Source organism: Desulfuromonas sp. DDH964 (genome assembly GCF_001611275.1).
GTDB lineage: Bacteria > Desulfobacterota > Desulfuromonadia > Desulfuromonadales > DDH964 > DDH964.
Window position 1 is genome coordinate 2,255,638 of record NZ_CP015080.1, and the last position, 18,284, is coordinate 2,273,921.

Below are 18,284 nucleotides of genomic sequence, written 5' to 3' on the forward strand. Positions count from 1 at the left end.
AAAAGTACGAATCAGGGTCGGCGGGACGCGCCCCGCCAGCCGCCTTACTTTTTGTCAGTAGTGTCCGGTTAAGAAGTTGCATAGGCTCCGAAGTCCAAGTCAATGATATCGGGAGGCCCTAAGCCTGCGGCCGCATCCTCGGCGGCCTCGTTGCGAATATTGTTGCGAAGCTCACGCACCCTGTTGATGCTGACACGTTCGCCATGCTCTTCGTGGCAGTAGATGGCCAGCAGCAAATAAGTAATCAACCCTGCGAGGATCTGCACCAGCAGGCCGTAGGGACTGCGGGCAATCAGGTGATACACCTTGAGGTGGCGCTTCCACCAGGCGAAGAAGGACTCGATCGTCCAGCGTAGCTTGTAGATCAAGGCAATCTGCTCGGCGGTCAGATCGAAGCGGTCGGTGGCGACCCAATAGGATTTTTGGTCAACCTTGTAGCCGACCACACGCACTTCTCGTTCGGTCTGGTTGACATCTTTGGTGCCGAGCAACACCCTGGCGTCATAGAAAACATGACTGCCGGGGACAACAGGATTGGCGCTCAACTCCGTCTTACGAGAACTGGCTTTGATGCGGCAGACAAAGTGGCGCCCCTGATCCTGCCAGTCGTCAAAGTTTTTGTAACACTGGTAATAGCGGTCATAGACACCTGTCTGACCGGGAGCCACGAGCCGTTCCGCCTGAGGACGCTCGTCGCCCTTGCCGTCGGTTAATGTGACTTTCTGGGGGACACCACGACCGATATCGAACCCCAGGTGAACCTTGGCCTTTTTGGCTCCGTCTCGATAGTCCGCCCAGAGCATGGACAGCGTAGCGTCAATCAGCGAACCATCGACGGCGATCAGATCGCCGAGATCGGAGATGTCTTTGGCGACAGGAATCTTTTGTGAGACCTGTTTCTGCAGGTCTTCGTAAACATGAATCATCTGCTCCAGCCCTCGGGTATTGATCGCCTCAAAGAAGGCGCTTTTCCGGATACCGCCGGGCGGTGCAATATGAGTCGCGGCAAAATCTTCCTGCGTCAGAACCTGAAGCAGATGACGCCCCGAAGAATGCTCTTCGAGGTGATAGTAGGTCAGGATTTTCAACTGATCTTCAAACGTCATCTGAAGTGGCCTGTTGCCTCGGGCCTCAAGAACCGGGGCATGTTCGAGAGCGCCCTTGAACGGGGTAAAAAGTCGGACAATGGAGCGCCTGCTAAGCCGGGTACGGTGGCAGCGAACAAGTAATGACATTTTCGTAAATCCTCATATAAAATAGGTATTTACGAAAATCACCGCGCCGACTTCACGACGATTTGTCAAGCAAAAAATACGCTAACTTGTGAAAATATTTACAATTATCTGCAACTTTGGGTGAATGCAATTTGCTAACCGGACACTACTGTGTCCAGGCCAACAAAAAGTAAGCAAAAAGTGGCCTTCCCCTAGCGGGGGGCATGCCGCCACGGCCGGTTCCGATTTCAATCTCCGGCGCAGCAGAAAGTCACCGGTGGCGCTTCGTGGCACCGCGTCTACGGTCGAGGGAGCATCACGGAGAGCTGCCTCTTCCACACTGTGGCCGTAAACAGCTCATGTTGGTTAAAGGCAAAACCAAAGAGCCGATCACCAGAGTGGTCCCGCCAACTGAGCTACACCTCGCACCGCACCCGGGGCCCCAGACGGATGGGTCCCGGCGCCTTTGGGTGAAGATCAGAAAACAGCAGGAACCGCACCACTCTACCTTGACCAGCACCCAATTCCGTAACCGCATGGCCCCACGCCGAGTGGCGGCCCTTTCTTTGGTGACTTTCTTTGGGCCAGCAAAGAAAGTCACCCGGCTGCCGGCCGGAACCGGCGGTCACCCTCAGTTCCTTCGGCCAATGCCGAAATACTCAAACCCTTCCTCTTTCAGCTTCTTCGGGTCATACTGATTGCGCCCGTCAAAGATCAGCGGGTTCTTCAGCAGGCGCTTGATCGCAGCGAAGTCGGGGTGGCGGAAGGGCTTCCACTCGGTCACCAGAATCATCGCATCACATCCCGTAAGAGCGTCGTACTGGTGTTCCGCCAGGGTCAGCGCCCCACTCTCGAACCAGGCCGCGGGGAGCTCCTCGCGGGCGACTTCGCGGGCCTCGGGATCGTAGGCGCGCACCTTGGCGCCGGCACCGATCAGCTGGTGGAGGAGGACCACCGCCGGCGCCTCGCGCATGTCATCGGTCCCCGGCTTGAAGGCGAGGCCCCAGAGCCCGAAGTTGAGACCGGAGAGGTCGCTGCCGCAGCGGTCACTGATCTTGGCGAAAAGGACATCCTTCTGCGCCTCGTTGCGGCGGTGGACAGCGCCGAGAACCATCGGTTCGAGGGCCGAGGCTTCCGCCATGTGGATCAGCGCCTTGACGTCCTTGGGAAAACAGGAGCCGCCATAGCCGCAGCCGGGATAGATGAAGGAGTAGCCGATGCGGCTGTCCGAGCCGATGCCGAGGCGCACCTGCTCGACGTCGACCTCGTAGCGATCGCAGAGGGCAGCGACCTCGTTCATGAAGGAGATCTTGGTGGCGAGCATGGCGTTGGCGGCATACTTGGTCATTTCGGCGTCGCGCACCCCCATGAAGAGGATGCGGTCGTGGTTGCGGGAGAAGTCGGCGTAGAGGGTGTGCATGATCTCCCGCGCCGCCTTCGAGTCGGTGCCGACAACGATGCGATCGGGACGCATGAAGTCCTCTACCGCCGCCCCTTCCTTGAGGAACTCGGGGTTGCTGACGACATCGAAGTCGATAGCGACGCCGCGCCGTTCCAGCTCCTCGCGGATCGCTGCGCGAACCTTGTCAGCGGTCCCGACCGGCACCGTCGACTTGTCGACGATCACCGCATAACCCGCGAGGTTCCGCCCGATCTCCCGGGCCACCGCCAGCACGTACTGGAGGTCGGCCGAGCCGTCCTCGCCGGGCGGCGTGCCAACGGCGATAAAGTAGACGTTGGCTTCGGCCATCGCCGCGGCGAGGCTGGTGGTGAACTGCAGCCGCCCCGCCTCGACGTTGGAGCGGACCAGCGGCTCCAACCCCGGTTCGTAGATCGGGATCTCTCCCTGCTGGAGACGCTCGACCTTGCGAACATCGACATCGACGCAGGTGACGAAGTTGCCCATTTCGGCGAAACAGGTGCCGGTAACCAGGCCGACGTAGCCGGTTCCGATGACAGTAAGTTGCATGATTATAACTCCGTGCCTCGTGAAAAATAAGTGGAACGCGGGATGAGGGTTGCGAATGGTCAAAAGACCTTATTCGTCCCCTGGCTCTCGCGGATCAAATCTGGCTACTTTGGATTAAATTCGGATTGATAAAAATTAGAACCAGCCTCTCGCGACGGCGCAACGACGCGAGGAAGCCCGACTCAAAAGTCAAAACTTACCTCATCCCCCATCCCTCAGCAGCTTGTCAAAATATTCGATGGTCCTGACCAACCCTTCCCGCAATTGCACCGTCGGCTCCCAACCGAGAGTCTGCCGGGCCAGGGTGATATCGGGCTGGCGCTGCTTCGGATCGTCGGACGGGAGGGGTTTGTAGACTACCCGGGAAGGGCTGCCGGTCAGTTCGATTACCAGCTCGGCGAGCTGGCGGATGGTGAATTCGGTCGGGTTGCCGAGGTTGATCGGCCCGGTGACGGCGTCACCACTCTCCATCAGGGCGACCAGACCGTCGATCAGGTCGTCGACATAACAGAAGGAGCGGCTCTGGGAGCCGTCGCCGCAGAGGGTGAGCCTCCCCCCGCAGCGCCTGGACGATGAAGTTGGAGACCACGCGGCCGTCGTTGGGGTGCATGCGCGGACCGTAGGTGTTGAAGATCCGTGCCACCTTGATCCGCTCCTGGGTCGATTGGCCGTCGCCATCGCCTCAAGGTATTCCTCGATCCAGAACTGGAGATCCTTCTCTTTCAGGATCTTCTCCAGGCTCTCCTCCGCCGCCTTCGACAGAATGATCTCTTTCGCCAGTGCCTGCTGCAAAAGATCACCCCGGACAGTTAAATTTGGACAGTTAAATTCGTAGCTTGCCTCCGGGCGGTGTTTCCCATCGCCATCACCTACGCGCAAAGAATGGGCATATTATGCGGATGTTGCCAGGCAAGGTCAAGACAACTCAGAACAACAGACAACTCAGAACAAAAAAACCCAGAACAAAAAGAACAAAAAACCCAGCAGTGTCCGGTTAGAAAATTGCAGTTGGCATTTCGGTCGGCGGTTCCAATTGAAACTTGGCCGCACCGACCGAAAAAAAGTGGGCCTGGCAACTGCAAGTAAATAAGTTGCCAGACCTCAAGTAATTTAATCGGTCAAAAAAGATTAGAAGATTTTAACTAAAATTACCTAGAACAAAGAGGAGCGTACTCACTTCAATTAGTACAAGGTGTAAACCATACTGAAATTCCGCGCTTCAAAAAGCGCTGTTGATCCAACTGTCCTCACTCGCACTTCAATGCGGTAACGGCCAGGTCCGGCGGCCAAATTGGTATTCCAGTTCAAAATTGGGCTGGTCTGCCAGTTCACAGCTGTTGTCCAAAACGGAGTTGCTGCATCATAGGCATAGGTAAGAAGCTGATATTCCAGTGAAGCTCCACCACCTGTAGCCACTGCGGTGAAGTTAACGCTAGTACCGACGGCCTGGGGGCTCACCGGAGACGCCGTGTAAGTTACAGAGGTTACTGCCGTAGGGGATTGTAAAGTATAGACCATTGACGAATTTCGTGCTTCGAAAAGCGCTGTTGATCCAACTGTCCTCACTCGCACTTCAATGCGGTAACGGCCAGGTCCGGCGGCCAAATTGGTATTCCAGTTCAAAATTGGGCTGGTCTGCCAGTTCACAGCTGTTGTCCAAAACGGAGTTGCTGCATCATAGGCATAGGTAAGAAGCTGATATTCCAGTGAAGCTCCACCACCTGTAGCCACTGCGGTGAAGTTAACGCTAGTACCGACGGCCTGGGGGCTCACCGGAGACGCCGTGTAAGTTACAGAGGTTACTGCCGTAGGGGATTGTAAAGTATAGACCATTGACGAATTTCGTGCTTCGAAAAGCGCTGTTGATCCAACTGTCCTCACTCGCACTTCAATGCGGTAACGGCCAGGTCCGGCGGCCAAATTGGTATTCCAGTTCAAAATTGGGCTGGTCTGCCAGTTCACAGCTGTTGTCCAAAACGGAGTTGCTGCATCATAGGCATAGGTAAGAAGCTGATATTCCAGTGAAGCTCCACCACCTGTAGCCACTGCGGTGAAGTTAACGCTAGTACCGACGGCCTGGGGGCTCACCGGAGACGCCGTGTAAGTTACAGAGCTTACTGCCGTAGGGGATTGTAAAGTATAGACCATTGACGAATTTCGTGCTTCGAAAAGCGCTGTTGATCCAACGTTTCTTACTCGCACTTCAATGCGATATCGGCCAGCACCGGCGGCCAAACTGGTATCCCAGTTCAAAGTTGGGCTGGTCTGCCAGTTCACAGCTGTTGTCCAGAACGGAGTCGGCGCATCGTACGCATAGGTGAGCAATTGATATTCTAAGTTGGCACCACCACCCGTGGCAGTAGCTGTGAAACTTACAGAAGTACCTGTTAATTGGGGACTTGTCGGAGACGCGACGTAAGTAACCCCCGTTACAGGAGGAGGAACAACCGACAATGGGAGTATAGGAGACGTAGCCGTCATCCCATTGCTGTAATAGACCACCGCCGTCACACTCTTCGTCCCGAGCGTGGTCGGCGCCCAATCGAAGGTATAAGGCGCAATCATATCGACGGATATCGCCGTTGCCCCATCAAAGAAAGCAACCAGATTGACAGTCGCCGTCGGATCACCGGTAACGGCTGCCGGAACCGCCGTGAGGGTGATCGTGCTGCCCAAAACGTAGGAAGTGGCAAGGGGCGCGAGGGTAAAGGCCGGAGCATCCACACCGGTGACGGTGATCGGCACAATGCCCGAGGTCGAGGTGGTACCACCGACGTAGGTGGTGATTGCCTTCAGGCTATGCGTTCCCGTGCCGGTCGGGGAATAGGAGGCCGCGTAAGGGCCGGCGCCGGTAGCCGTCCCGATCAGGGTGGCGCCATCGTAGAAATCTACCTTGGAAACTGCATAGGCTGAAGTGGTGGTCGCCGTAGCTGCAAGGTTCACCCCCGCTCCGGGGTTGAAGGTCGCGTTGGCGGCAGGCGTGGTCAGGGCGGTGATGAGGATCGAGCAGCCGTTGCCGCCGGTAGTCCAGGCACTTGAGACAGCAGCCGGGGCGTCAGCCTTGACGCGGTAGTAGAAGAGACCGCTCACCTTGGTGATGGCCTGCGAGGTGGTCGTGATGCCGGTCGCCACCACACTGCTGGTGGCAAAGTTGTCCGTCGATTCTTCCAGCGTATAGGTCACGCCGGTGCCGGTGACGGCACCCCAGGAGACCGTGAAGCTGCCGCTGGTGGAGGTGGCGGGGACGGTGATGGTGGCCGGAGCGGCGAGCGTCGGCGGCGGCCCCACCGAGATGGTGGTGGCCAGCGTGGCAGCAGCACCCTTGCTGTCAGTCACCCGCAGGGTCATGGGACTGCCGGTAACCTGCCCCAGCATCTGATAAGCGACGGAATACCGGAGCGACCGTTTCTGGTTGGTGAAGTCGTAGATCCCGTCGTTGTTGATATCCCACGCATACGTCAGGGTGTTGGCGCAGGCATCGGTCGCAGCCGCAGTAGCAATCAGCTGGGTGTAACCGGCCGGCGAGGTGACGCCGGTATTCGGGTCGGTAAAGGTTGAATCCCAATTCAGGGTGTAGGGCCCCCCGGCGCTGGTAATGGTCGGCGCATGGGCAACGACGGTGAAACTGCCATTGACATTGACCGAACTGCCGGCGTCGGTCACGGTTAACACCACGGGATAGGTCCCGGCCGGCAAAGCCGGAACAACGACAGTCGCCCCCGCATAGGTGACACCATTCACCAGCCAGCTGTAAGTGGTGGTGGCGGTCTGGTTGGGGTCACTCACGGTCAGCGTGGTGGTATCGCAGACACTGATTTCACCAAAGAGATTGGCCGGGTTGGCCGGAACTGTCGCTTTGGCAGTCATGGTGACCAGCGTGTTGGATACGACCACCTGCTGTGGGGCCGAAGCCGCATAAAGGACCGCCGAATTGCCGTTGTTACCGGGGATCGGGTCGGGGACTTCGGCATTGACCACGGCAACGATGTTATAGGTTCCGGGCTGCAGATTCGCCAGGGAGAAGCTGAAATTGGCGCCGACCCCCATGCCGAGGGAGGTGTACCCCGTGGCCGCAGTCCCTTCGAAGTATTCGACCGAGAGGAGAGTTCCGGCGGTATTCAGGGGTGCGCCAACCGCGGTGGTGAGGGTAAGATTGGCCGGGGGAACATAGGGCCCCGGAGATGGGGTGATCGTCAGGGTGACATCGGCCAGCGGCGACGAGTAGGTCGAGCCGGCCTGCGTGTAGGCTTCGATCACATAGGTGTCGAGGCTCGGGTCGGCATTGGGGGCCGGGTCGGTAAAGCTGGTCTGGTTGGCCAGCGCCGAACCGACCTTTTTATAGGTGGCGGTACCGCCATCGGAACGCCAGATGTAATAGCCGATCTCGTTCTTGGGATTGCCAAAGCTCCCAATGGAACCGGTCAGGTAATTGGGGTAGTTGGTGTAATCGACCTGGGTCGGGTCAGTCCAGGAAAGTGCCGCACCGTTCCTGGTCAGGCTGAAGGCATCGGCCAGCAGCGTATTGACCTGGAGGATGATCGGCCGCATCATGTCCATCTCTTCGTGGCTGAGGATATGGCAATGCCAGACGTACTCCCAGCCGAAGTTATAGAGGACGTTATGCACCCCGGTGATACCAAAGGCCGGGCCAGCGTTCGGGTCGGGAGAGGCCCAGAAGGAGGGCGGTGCATAGGCCTGGCCGGTGACCGGGTCGACGTTGCTGAAGCCCATCTTCGAGCCGATGGGGATGGCCGGGTTGAGGGGTCGGATACTGTCGGGGACGCCGAAGGGGAGTGCCGGGGCCACCGGTCGCACGGCGACGATGGTGTCTTCCAGCGGGCTGATACGGATTGTATCCTTCCAGCCGAGCTCGTTGGGAAGCGGCATTTCGATCAGGTTGTCCCAACCGAGGCGGTTGATCAGCTGCACGTCGAAGATATGGAAGTGGATCGGGTGGGTATCGACGCCGTTGTGGGAAACATTCCAGATCTGGGTGCCGTCAGCGAGTTGCCCGAGGACATCGACCTGGACATCGGGCGTCGTCGAGTTGTCGACGATTTCGGTCGGCACATCGGAATAGCCATAGAGGTTGAGGTTGGCGTTGTTGGTCTGCGGCGGCTGAATTTCAATCGCCAGGTTGCCGCTCATGCGCCCATATTCGGGATCAAAGGAAGCGCCCATCTCGTCATGGATCCCTTTGGGCTTCATCAGGACGCTGACCTGCTTGTCATCGATGGTCTGGAATTTGAAGATATGGCCGTCGTTAATACTGTCACGGACCCCGCGCCAGGGCGCATTGGGGGGGAAGGTTTTGCCGTAGGCCTCGTTATAGGCGGTTTGCGCCACAATCGCCGGCTCCATCGCCCGTTCGAACAACGGCCGGCTGTTGGGGTTGACGGTGGTTGCCGGAGCGGCGGTGGTGAACTCCGCCTTGAGGGCGTCCATATTGAGCGGCGATGGTGTCGAGACGGTAGTGCCGACCTTGATCTGCATCACGGTGCGAGTGTTGGGAGCCAGGCCCGGTAACGGCCCGTGGCCGCCGTCGTAAACTCCGGTCACGGCATTGAAGGTACCGCCATCACCGTAGCCGCCGGAATCGCGGTAGTCGGGGGCGCCGGTCCAGTAGTCGTAGTTGAATACACCGGCCGGCCAAGCTGCCGGGGCATCGTTGTAGACAATCAGGGTCTGGCCGGCATATTTCGAGAAATCGACAATGACGTCGGCCCGTTCGGCCGGCATCAGGCCGAGGGCGGTTTTATAGACGTTGCCGACCCAGAAGGCGGTGGGATCGGTACGCCAGGTAATCGGCTGCGGGTCCCGGATCGCCGGCTGCGGCAGGAAGCCGGCATCAGTGCCGATCTGCACCCAGCTCGGTCCCCAGTTGCTCCAGCGGCCGGTGGCCGGATCATAGGTTCCCGGATCAGGGACCCCGCCATCGCGGCCGTCGATCGGCCAGTCCGCGGGCCAGCCGGCGGTGGCACTGGCGGGGACCATCTTGACCTCGGTTTTGGGGTCGAAGCCGGCCGGAACGGGTTGGCCGCTGAAGGGGAGCGTACCGCCCGGGGTCACCGGGCTCATGTTGGCCGGATCGCTGTCGGCCTTGTAGATCGACAGGTTGAGGCCACGGTCGTTGGCGGCGTTGAGAATGCGGAAGCGGTAGGCTTTGGGTTCCACCTCCAGACGCGGGAAGGTGGTGCCGTTGACGACCCAGGAGTCAAAGAAGGCTTCCATCCCCATGGATGGATGGGGAGTATCCGGCATCAGCGGCGGCTGGCCAGGCGTCTGGCAGTTGGCCAGAATCACGGGGTCGGTACTTTCGCAATCGGCATCGTAGTAGGGGTTGGCCACCGGCGGATGGGTAATCACCGTCGGCGGGTAGAACCAGGGACCATACATCCAGCGGCCGAAGGGGTTGGCTCCGCTGCCATCCGGGTTGTGCGGGTTTTGTGCCGGCATGTAGACATGAGGCATCCAGAGATCGCCGGTTTTCGGATTGCGAGTCACCCCGTCAGCGGCAAAGCTGCCGGTCCCCCAGTTCCAGAGGGGGTCGGTGACGCGGACTCGCGGCGTCATGACGTTGTTGTTCTGGGGATTAGGTACCGGAGTCGCGTCGACAAAAGTACGATCCTGCATGACCAGCGCGATCATCTCGTCCGGCTTATCGCCGGGGATGATATCACGGGCCGCCAGGTCCTTCTCATATTCATCCTGGATGACGTAACCTGCCGCCATCCCCGCCAGCACGTTGAGACGGGTAATGCCGAAGGCATGGTCGTGGTAGAACATGAGCCGGGCGGTCTGCTGGTTGGAGTAGTAAAAGGTCATGGAACCGTCACCCGGGTTCGGCATGTCGGGAACCATGGCGACACTCACCCCCTGGGGATAGGGGGTATTTTCGTCCTTGGGGGTAATCCACTGGTGCGGGGTCCCATCACTGATCCAGGGGGTACGGCCGCCATGGAGATGTACAGTGGCGCGGTTCTGGGAAAAGAACTCACAGCTGTTGTTAAGGGGATCGTCATGATTACACTGGGTGGCCGAGACGACACCGCGCGTTCCGGTCGGATAGGACGGCCCGGCGCCGGCGCCCATGACGGTCTCGTCGACAGGAATGAACAGGTCGCCATTACGGTGGCCACTGGCATCGGGAAGGCCATCGGTATCGGCCGGCAGTTCGTTGGTGAACTTGAGTCGTACCGGGCGATCGCGCTGGGCGATGATGATCGGGCCGAGGAAATGCCCCTTGTTGGGTGGCGCAACCGTGTTGCAGGTATTGTCGGAAGCGTTGAAGTTAGGGTCACCCAAAGGGAGGGGGTTGCTGCAGTTGGTCGCCCCTGCCGCGGTGCCGTCGTTGGTCTGGATATAGCCGCGCACCGGGGTGCCGAGGGGCATGTCGGAGTGCATCACCTCACTCCATTCCCGCAGGCTGATTTCATAGTAATCGGCGCCGGGATAGGTCACCGTGTCAGGGACCGCCACCGGCAGGCACTGGCCAAGATTGTTGGCCCTAATACAGTCACCATTGGCGTCGACGGCACTGAGGTCCGAAAGGGTGTCGACGAACTTGGCAATCGGCGGCGTAAAGGCCCAGTTGGCGGTAGTGAAATAGTCCGGCGGCTTGGGCCGGCCATCGAGGAGGAATTCGTTGGGACCGGTCGGAATGGTATCGAAGTCGACACCGGGAAGCCCCTGGGTCGTGACGCCGCCCCCTCCCTTGGTGCGCTTGGTCGGGTCGTTCTGCTGCTGCCGATAGAGGTGGATCTGCTCGCGCAGGGCCTTGAGGGAGTCGGCCGCAGCCTGGCGCTCCTGGTTGGAAATGCGCTGGTCCTGCTGCGAACGGATCCGCTCGATCTTGGCAGCCAGCTCCGGCGAAACAGTGCCGGCAGCGAATGCCGATCCGCACCAGGCAGTGAGCAATAAAACGACCAGGCCGAGAGTGCGCATCATCAATTGTCCGGTTTTTCTCATCTTTCCCTCCATCGTTCGTGTCGTCATGCCTTGTCCTCGTTCTGCAATGGCGCTGATTTTTATGGGAAAACGGGTACGTTTGGGCTCGGTTGCCGGGTCGTTGCCTTGAGCGAAAGTCAATAGCGAGAGGAGTATGGCGAAGGCACAGAATCCTCGCGTTCAAATATGACTGATTCAGATAGCATGCCAAAATGAAACAGGTGGGTAAAAAGGTCGTATCCACTGGATAGAGGGGCCGAAGATTAATGGCCCCCAAAATAAACGGGTGCAACTTTTGAGACAATGCACAGGAGTGGGGTGCGCATTTGCGCACAAGGGTGGGGGGGGGAGGAGTGATTCAGTTCGTGGTTCGTGGTTCGTGGTTCGTGGATTGTGGATTGTGGATTGTGACGCGGTTTAGACAAAACTAACGCAGGTCTCTCTCGGATCAGGTTTTTGGCTTGGGTTAAATCAGATATTAATCAGACCTTATCTGAAGTTATCCGCGCGAAACGCCCTTGACCAGGTTTCATTTAAACCTTGAAGTCAATTCCGTGTCACGCGGATAAAATCTGATCACTTCGGATAAAGTTCGGATCAAACAAAAATCCCAATTCCAGTTTTCTCACGCGACGGCGCAACGACGCGACGAAAACCCAATTCAAAAATGAACTACCCCGCAGCAAGCTACGGGGTATCAACAGCCTACACCCTTAGTAAAAATCGCGCAGCAAGCTGCGGGGAATTGAACCCAACTTTTGATTCAAAATTCACCCCCCCCTCATCCCTGGATTCAATGAATCACCCACTCACTCCGCGGAATCAGTTCCGGTTCGGGGCCGGGGCCAAGCTGGATGATGTAACACCCCTTGGAAATATAGCGCTGGCCGGGACCGAAGCTGATGCGCTCGTAATCGAAAACAACGCGGTCCATCTGCATGCTCATTTCGTCGAGCAGGTGATCCCGATAGAGATTGTTTTCGATATCCTGCAACCCCTCGATGACACAACTATCAAGGACGGTGGCAATGCGTGAGGTAATTCGCGGGGCGCCGAAACTTTTCCAGGTTGTTTCGATCGGCTTGCGGGAGAGGAACCCGGTCCCCTCCTCGTCGCCGACATAGGGTTTAAGACGGAACGGCCAGCTAATGAAGACCTGTTCCCGGGCTGTTTCGGGAATCTCCGCAAGCGCCTTGCCGAGCAGGGTCGAGGAAACAAAGATTTGCGTGGGTGAGGCCGTTCCGCCAGGGATCTTTGCCAGCGCCGGCAACACGCTTGCGTCCGCCCACAGCAGCAGCACCCGGGGCTTGCGTTCCGCGAGCAGGGCAGCAAGGGCTTGCGGGTCTTGCAGCTGCTGGTCACTGAGGGTGAGCGAGACCGGCAGTTGCTGGCCCAGGTCGTCGCTGCCGGCAGTAAAGCCGGCAGCCAGGGCCCGCCCGGCCGGGGAATCCTGGATCAGCTGGAGAACTCCGTCCGTCGATGCGTGTCGGTACAGAAAGTGTGCCGCCGCATCCCCTTCCTGATAGTACCCCTTGTTGAAATAGAAGGTGTACCAGTCGTGGTCGGAGACCACCGGCAGATTGGTGACGGGGAAGAGGCAGGGGAGCCGCCGGCTTTCGCAAAAGGTATGAATCGGTCGCCAGTCCTGGTTGGAAATTCCCCCCAGAACCGCAAACACCTGATCGCGGTCCTGGTAGGCGGCCAGTTGCTCCCCCCAGGTTTCCGGCGGGCCCTTGAGATCCCAGATCGCCAGGGACGCGGAACGAAAGGCATACCTCATATCCCCGGTCGGCGTATAACCGGACTTGATAAAATTACGGAACATGGCGACCTGCTGGTTCTGTTCATAAATAAACCGTTGCAGCGGCTGCAGCGCCGCTTCACGATCGCGGGCACTCACATCATCGGTAATGATGGTGGCAAACCTGAAGTTGCCATTGGCTGCCCCCGGGGAGAAGTCGAGGGACAAAAGTTCCAGATAACGGACCAGGATGGCCAGAGCCCGGTCACCCAGGGGATAGCGCGGCATGACGTCGTTAAAGAGCTCACCGACCGGGTCCTCGCCGGTAAGCAAGGCATGTTTCAAGGTTTCCCTGTTGTAGGCCGGACGCTCGAGAATTGTTTTTGCGTAGATGTAGCGTCCCGATATCCGGTCCACATCATTCAACGAGGGGGGACGGCGATAGGGCTGGTAGAGTTCCTTGCCGGTGGTCGGCGGCGTCACCACGCCTCCCTCGAAGGAACCGAGGCCGGCGCGCTGATGGCAGCTGGCGCAGGAGAAGGCGGTGGAATCGACCTCGATATCGCCGCGGATGTATCCCTCCATCACTTCGCCGTCGGGGAGCAGGCCGTCCTGGTACATCTGGCGGCCGAGACGCAGAATCTCCGCTTCGGAGAGTCCCTCCAGGAGGGGATCGGGCTTCGCTATCTCCACCCGCCAGGGCTCGGTCGCCGTCGCCGCGGCCGCGGCGACTGACGACTCCCCTCCCCCTTCCCCGGCCATCACCGGCGTCGCACAGAAGAAGGTGAGGAGCAGCGTCGTCAAAAGGCTGTAAAATTGTCCTCTTAGTCTCATTTTTATAAATCCGCCACTTTCTTGTATTCTGCCATGAACTCCTTACTGCCCATGATGCCGAAGAGACGCACCCAGGTGCCGTCCTTGGGATTGCGGATCATGTTGAGCGGATAGTGGGACATCTTGTCAGGAATGTAGGCATCGAAGGCTGTCATCACCGCGTCGATATCGGCGCGACTGCCGGTGAGAAAGTCCCAGCCCGGCTTGGCGCGGTAGCGGGCGAGATAGTCCTTCATGACCCGAGGGGTATCGTTCTCCGGGTCGATGGTGATCGAGACCAGGTGCACGCTGCGCCCTTCCTTGGCTAGCTTGCGCTGCAGGTTGGCGTAGCCGGCGGAGAGGACGGGGCAGATGGTGGTGCAGGTGCCGTAGATGAAATCGACGATCACTGGTTCTCCCGTTTCAAGATAAGGCCGCAGGGCGACTTTCGCCCCGTCCTGGTTGACGAGGGTGACGTCAGGAATGGTGTAGCGTTCGACGCTGCGCTGGTAGCGGGCCTCGGCGCCCAGCACCGGCTGAACCGTAATGAGGGCCAGGAGCAGGAAGAAACACCATGTACCGAATAGCTTTTTGGGCATCAATCGATCTCCATTGTTGAAGTTAGTGATGCGCAAGGAGCGGGACGCGGGATACGGAATGTGGAACGCGAATGATCAAAAGGTCTTCCCCATCCCTCGTCCCATCACTCAAAGCTTACCCCCGTCTCGCGCGGATCAAATCTGATCACTTCGGATAAAGTTCGGATCAAACAAAAATCCCAATTCCAGTTTTCTCACGCGACGGCGCAACGACGCGACGAAAACCCAATTCAAATTTCAAAATTTAACCACCACCCCCACCAGCGCCGTATGGGCGGTGTACTCGAGCTTGACCTTGTTGCCGCTGGTGTTATTGAACTTGGTATTCTGGGTGGCGAAGTAGCGGTAACCGACATCGAGACGGAGCCAACGGGTGAGGTCGATGTCGAGGCCGCAGCCGGCCTGCCAGGCAAAAACCAGGGTGTCGTCATCGATCAGCGGCACGCCATCGACCACCAGATTGTCGACGGTCAGTTGGGCCACGCCGGCCCCGACCCCGAGATAGGGCGTGACGGGAGAACGGTTGCGAAAGGCGGCAAAGGAGTTGAGCAGCAGGCTGTCGGCGGAAACGGTCCCTTCGGCGCTGACTGCGGTGTCACTGAAGGTGGCCTGGCTGTAATCATTGCTGCGCCTGGCGACATCGAGTTCGAGGCGGCCATCCCCTACCGGCGAACCGGGCGGAAGTTCGTAGCCGAGGGTCAGGGCATAGAGGCTGCCGGGGTCGGTTTCGAGATTGTAACTGCCGAGGGCGTCCTGCGCGGTCGCATCTTCGAGAACCGGCAGCCCGCCATAGAGGCCGGCGTAAAGGCCGTCATGAACTTCGGCCGCGGCCGTGGTGCAGAGCAGTCCGACCAGGGCGAGGGCCATCAGGAATTGGCGCAGCTGTTTCATGGAAAAACCTCTTGCAGTTGGTTAAAGGAGCGGGACGCGGGATGTGGAATGTGGAACGGGAATGATCAAACTGTCTTCCCCTTCCCCCGTCCCACTCATAGCTTAAACCCGTCTCTCGCGGATCAAATCTGATCACTTCTGATGAAAATCGGATCAGGCTATTAAAAGGTCAAGGCTATCTCACGCAACGACGCAACGACGCGACGAAAACCGAATTCAAAATTCAAAATTCAAAATTCAAAATTCAAAATTCAAAATTCAACCCCCCCCCCGTCCCTCTTCCCTAAAAACTGCTGCTGAAATCGAGCCCGGTCCGATTCCCGGTGGTGACACTGATCACCGAGGGGTTGTTGCGCAAAGGATAGGCGCCGCAGGATTCGCCGGGGTCGCAGATCTGGCCGTCATGGTCCGAGTCGGTACCGGAGCGGACCAGGTAATTCCCGGGCGGAACCCCGGTAAAACTGTAGCTGTAGGTGCCGGTGACCGGGTCGGCGGCCTTGGTAAGGCCGGTCAGGCGGCTGCCGCTGGCGGCATCGACGAGCTCGATATGCTGAAAACCGGCGTTAGCAATACCGGACGCGCCGACCTGCATCAGGACGGTGACCGGGTAGCTCGCCGGCTGGTCGGTGACAATGGTGAGGGTCGCGGCGTAGGTGGCGCTGGTCAGACCGGTACGATCGATGTTGATGGTGTAGGTACCGAGGCCGCCGTGGGGGACGGCGCTGGCGTCCACGGTGAGCCAGGAGGCGTTGGGTGTGACCGCGGTGACATTGAGAACGCCGCCGCCGGAATTGCTCAGGGTCAACGACAGGCTGGTGCTGCCGGCACCAAAGTTAAGATAACTCGGACTGATTGCCAGGGACGCCGGCAGGGTGCCGCCGTTGGCGCGGCCGATGGCGGCGAGGACTGACTTCTGGGCATCGATGAGGCCGTAGCCGAAGGAATCGTTGCGCACCGCCGGGCCATCTCCGCCGAGATCCTCGGTGAGGCTGCCGGCAGCAAGGAGAGTGTCGAACTCGGCCGGAGTCAGAGCCGGATATTCCCCTTTCATCAAGCCGGCGACGGCGGCAACGTGGGGTGTCGCCATCGACGTCCCCTGGTAGGGGACGTAGGTATATTTAACCGGCAGGGTATGGTCGTCGCCGCAAGTGCTGATCACCCCGTCGGCGAAGCCGTCGCCGTTACGGTCGGTAGTGCTGTCACCGCCCGGGGCTGCAATATCGACAGCCGCACCGAAGTTGGAGTAAGGCGCCAATTTCTTGTCGATATCGACGGCACTCACGGCAACCACACCAGTCAGAGCAGCAGGATAATCGACCAGGTTGTGGGCGTTACCGGCGGCGGCAACGACGATAATGCCGAGGTCGCGAACCTGGGTAAAGATAGCCTGCTCGTAATCGGAAGCGCCGCCGCCGCCGAGGCTGAGGTTGATAACATCGGCCGGTTTTGCCGGAACGGCACCGGAATCGTTGGCGAGACCAGCGGCATAGAGGACCCCCTGCATGACATCGTAGCTGGTGCCGCCACCAATACCGAGGGTCCGTATCGGCATGATCCTGGCAGCCCAGTCAACCCCTGCAATGCCTGTCCCATTGTTGCCGGCAGCACCGGCGATACCAGCAATATGGGTCCCGTGGAAGCCGCTTGAACCGTCCGGCAACCCTTTATCGCCAACATCTTCGGGGTCAGGGTCAATGCCGTCGCCGTCGCCGGCGACAATCGGGTCAGCAATCAGGTCGTAGCCGCGGCAGTCGTCACTGGCGGTACAGAGCCGCCCGGCGAGGTCGGGGTGATTCATCAGCACCCCGGTGTCGAGGACGGCGACCACCACGGCAGGGTTGCCGGTGGTCAGCTCCCAGGCCTGGGGGAGGTTGATCAGCTCGGCGTTCCACTGGTGCGAAAAGAGGGTGTCGTTGGGTACTAGCGACGACCGCCGGATGTAGTTGAGGTCGGCGCTGACGACATCTGCGCGGCGGCGCAACGATTTGACCAGGTCGAGGGTCGCGCGCTTGGAGGGCAGCGGGACGCCCAGGGCACTCCTGCTGCTGGCTTCGGGGGTAATGGCAAGGGTGCGCGGCGAGGCCACCGCAACCTGCTGGCGAAAGAGCATTGGCGCTCCCGGACGCCCGGCCCGGTAATCAAGACCGAGCGCGGCGGCGCGGTCGCTGGCCGCCTGCGGAGTAATCCCGGCACCGTCGGCATTCTCGCGGAAGCGGACGATGACCTCCCCGGGAACAAACTCGTCTTCAATGTGCAGAGCGCTACCATTGACCATGGCGGGGGCCTGGCCGACGGTGAGGGTATAGTTAGAACCGCTGTTGAAGGCGAAGACCTGGACGTAGTAATCGCCGCTGTTCTGAACCAAAATGGTTTCCTGGGGGCCATGTCCCTCCGATGATTGCACGGTGGAGTTGGCCGGGTCCGTCTGGTAGAGGACAGGGTCGACCAGGAAGAGGTCGAGGTCGGGATTGGCGAGGTTTCCCGGATTTCCGTCATGGTCGGCAATGGTGAGGCTGATCGTCTGACCGGCCGCGAGGGTCATTCGGTACCAGTCCTGCTCATCGCGGGTCGAGACGAAGCGGTCTCCGTTTTGACCGGTAGCGACAAAGGTCGAGTAGCCGCCAAGCACAACCGGGTTGGGAAGCTGCTGGGCATTATCGGGAAGGTTGTTGGCCACCAGGGGCGCCGCCGGGTCGTTGGTGTCGCCATCGACGGCGCTGCCGGCTGCCGCGGTGATGGTCCCGCTGAGGCTGTAGGTGGTCACTGGCGGCGGTGTCACCGGGGCGAGCGATTTGGTCGGCGTGTTGTCGCCGCAGCCGGCAAGGAGCAACAGCAGGGTGATGGCCAAAATTTTTCGCAGCAGCAAGGTTCCAACGACCGCCATGAAATCCTCGTTTGAAGGGGTTCAGTACTTCAGGCTGGTAAATTTACCATATCCGGCAGCAAAAATGTGGTTCAGCGCGCCATGAACAGCCAATTTCGCTAAAACCGGGTCAGGCACGGCTCACGCAAATCAGGATATTGGCCTTGATTAAATCAGACCCTTATCAGACCTTATCCGAACCTATCCGCGCGAAACAACCTTGATCCTGCCCTTGGAACCTGAAGTC

General features: G+C 59.2%; 6 protein-coding genes and 3 pseudogenes. All 9 read right to left on the reverse strand.

Annotated features, from left to right (window positions below):
- Positions 1-134: 134 nt before the first annotated feature.
- Positions 135-1,235, reverse strand: a pseudogene (locus tag DBW_RS10400) (IS4 family transposase); the annotation flags it as partial.
- Between the two features lie 610 nt (positions 1,236-1,845).
- A complete protein-coding gene (locus tag DBW_RS10405) occupies positions 1,846-3,183 on the reverse strand; it encodes a UDP-glucose dehydrogenase family protein (protein ID WP_066727471.1) in 1,338 nt (445 codons plus the stop codon).
- 201 nt (positions 3,184-3,384) lie between these two features.
- Positions 3,385-3,835 (reverse strand): annotated as a pseudogene (locus tag DBW_RS10410) (NAD-dependent epimerase/dehydratase family protein); the annotation flags it as partial.
- A 20-nt stretch (positions 3,836-3,855) separates the two neighbouring features.
- Positions 3,856-4,062, reverse strand: a pseudogene (locus DBW_RS19285) (type II toxin-antitoxin system CcdA family antitoxin); the annotation flags it as partial.
- A gap of 303 nt (positions 4,063-4,365) precedes the next feature.
- Positions 4,366-11,151: an Ig-like domain-containing protein gene (locus DBW_RS10415; RefSeq protein ID WP_066727472.1), complete on the reverse strand. Its 6,786-nt coding sequence runs from the start codon at positions 11,149-11,151 to the stop codon at positions 4,366-4,368.
- A 772-nt stretch (positions 11,152-11,923) separates the two neighbouring features.
- Entirely contained in the window at positions 11,924-13,675 is a 1,752-nt protein-coding gene (locus tag DBW_RS10420; RefSeq protein WP_066727473.1) for an ABC transporter substrate-binding protein, read from the reverse strand.
- A gap of 32 nt (positions 13,676-13,707) precedes the next feature.
- Positions 13,708-14,283, reverse strand: coding sequence for an SCO family protein (locus tag DBW_RS10425; RefSeq protein ID WP_066727474.1), 576 nt, complete (start codon positions 14,281-14,283; stop codon positions 13,708-13,710).
- A gap of 237 nt (positions 14,284-14,520) precedes the next feature.
- Positions 14,521-15,174 carry an outer membrane protein gene (locus DBW_RS10430; protein WP_066727475.1) on the reverse strand — a complete coding sequence of 218 codons (654 nt, stop codon included), beginning with the start codon at positions 15,172-15,174 and terminating at the stop codon, positions 14,521-14,523.
- A 283-nt stretch (positions 15,175-15,457) separates the two neighbouring features.
- Positions 15,458-18,058 (reverse strand): S8 family serine peptidase, encoded by a 2,601-nt coding sequence (locus tag DBW_RS10435; RefSeq protein ID WP_066727476.1) that lies wholly within the window; start codon positions 18,056-18,058, stop codon positions 15,458-15,460.
- Positions 18,059-18,284: the final 226 nt, after the last annotated feature.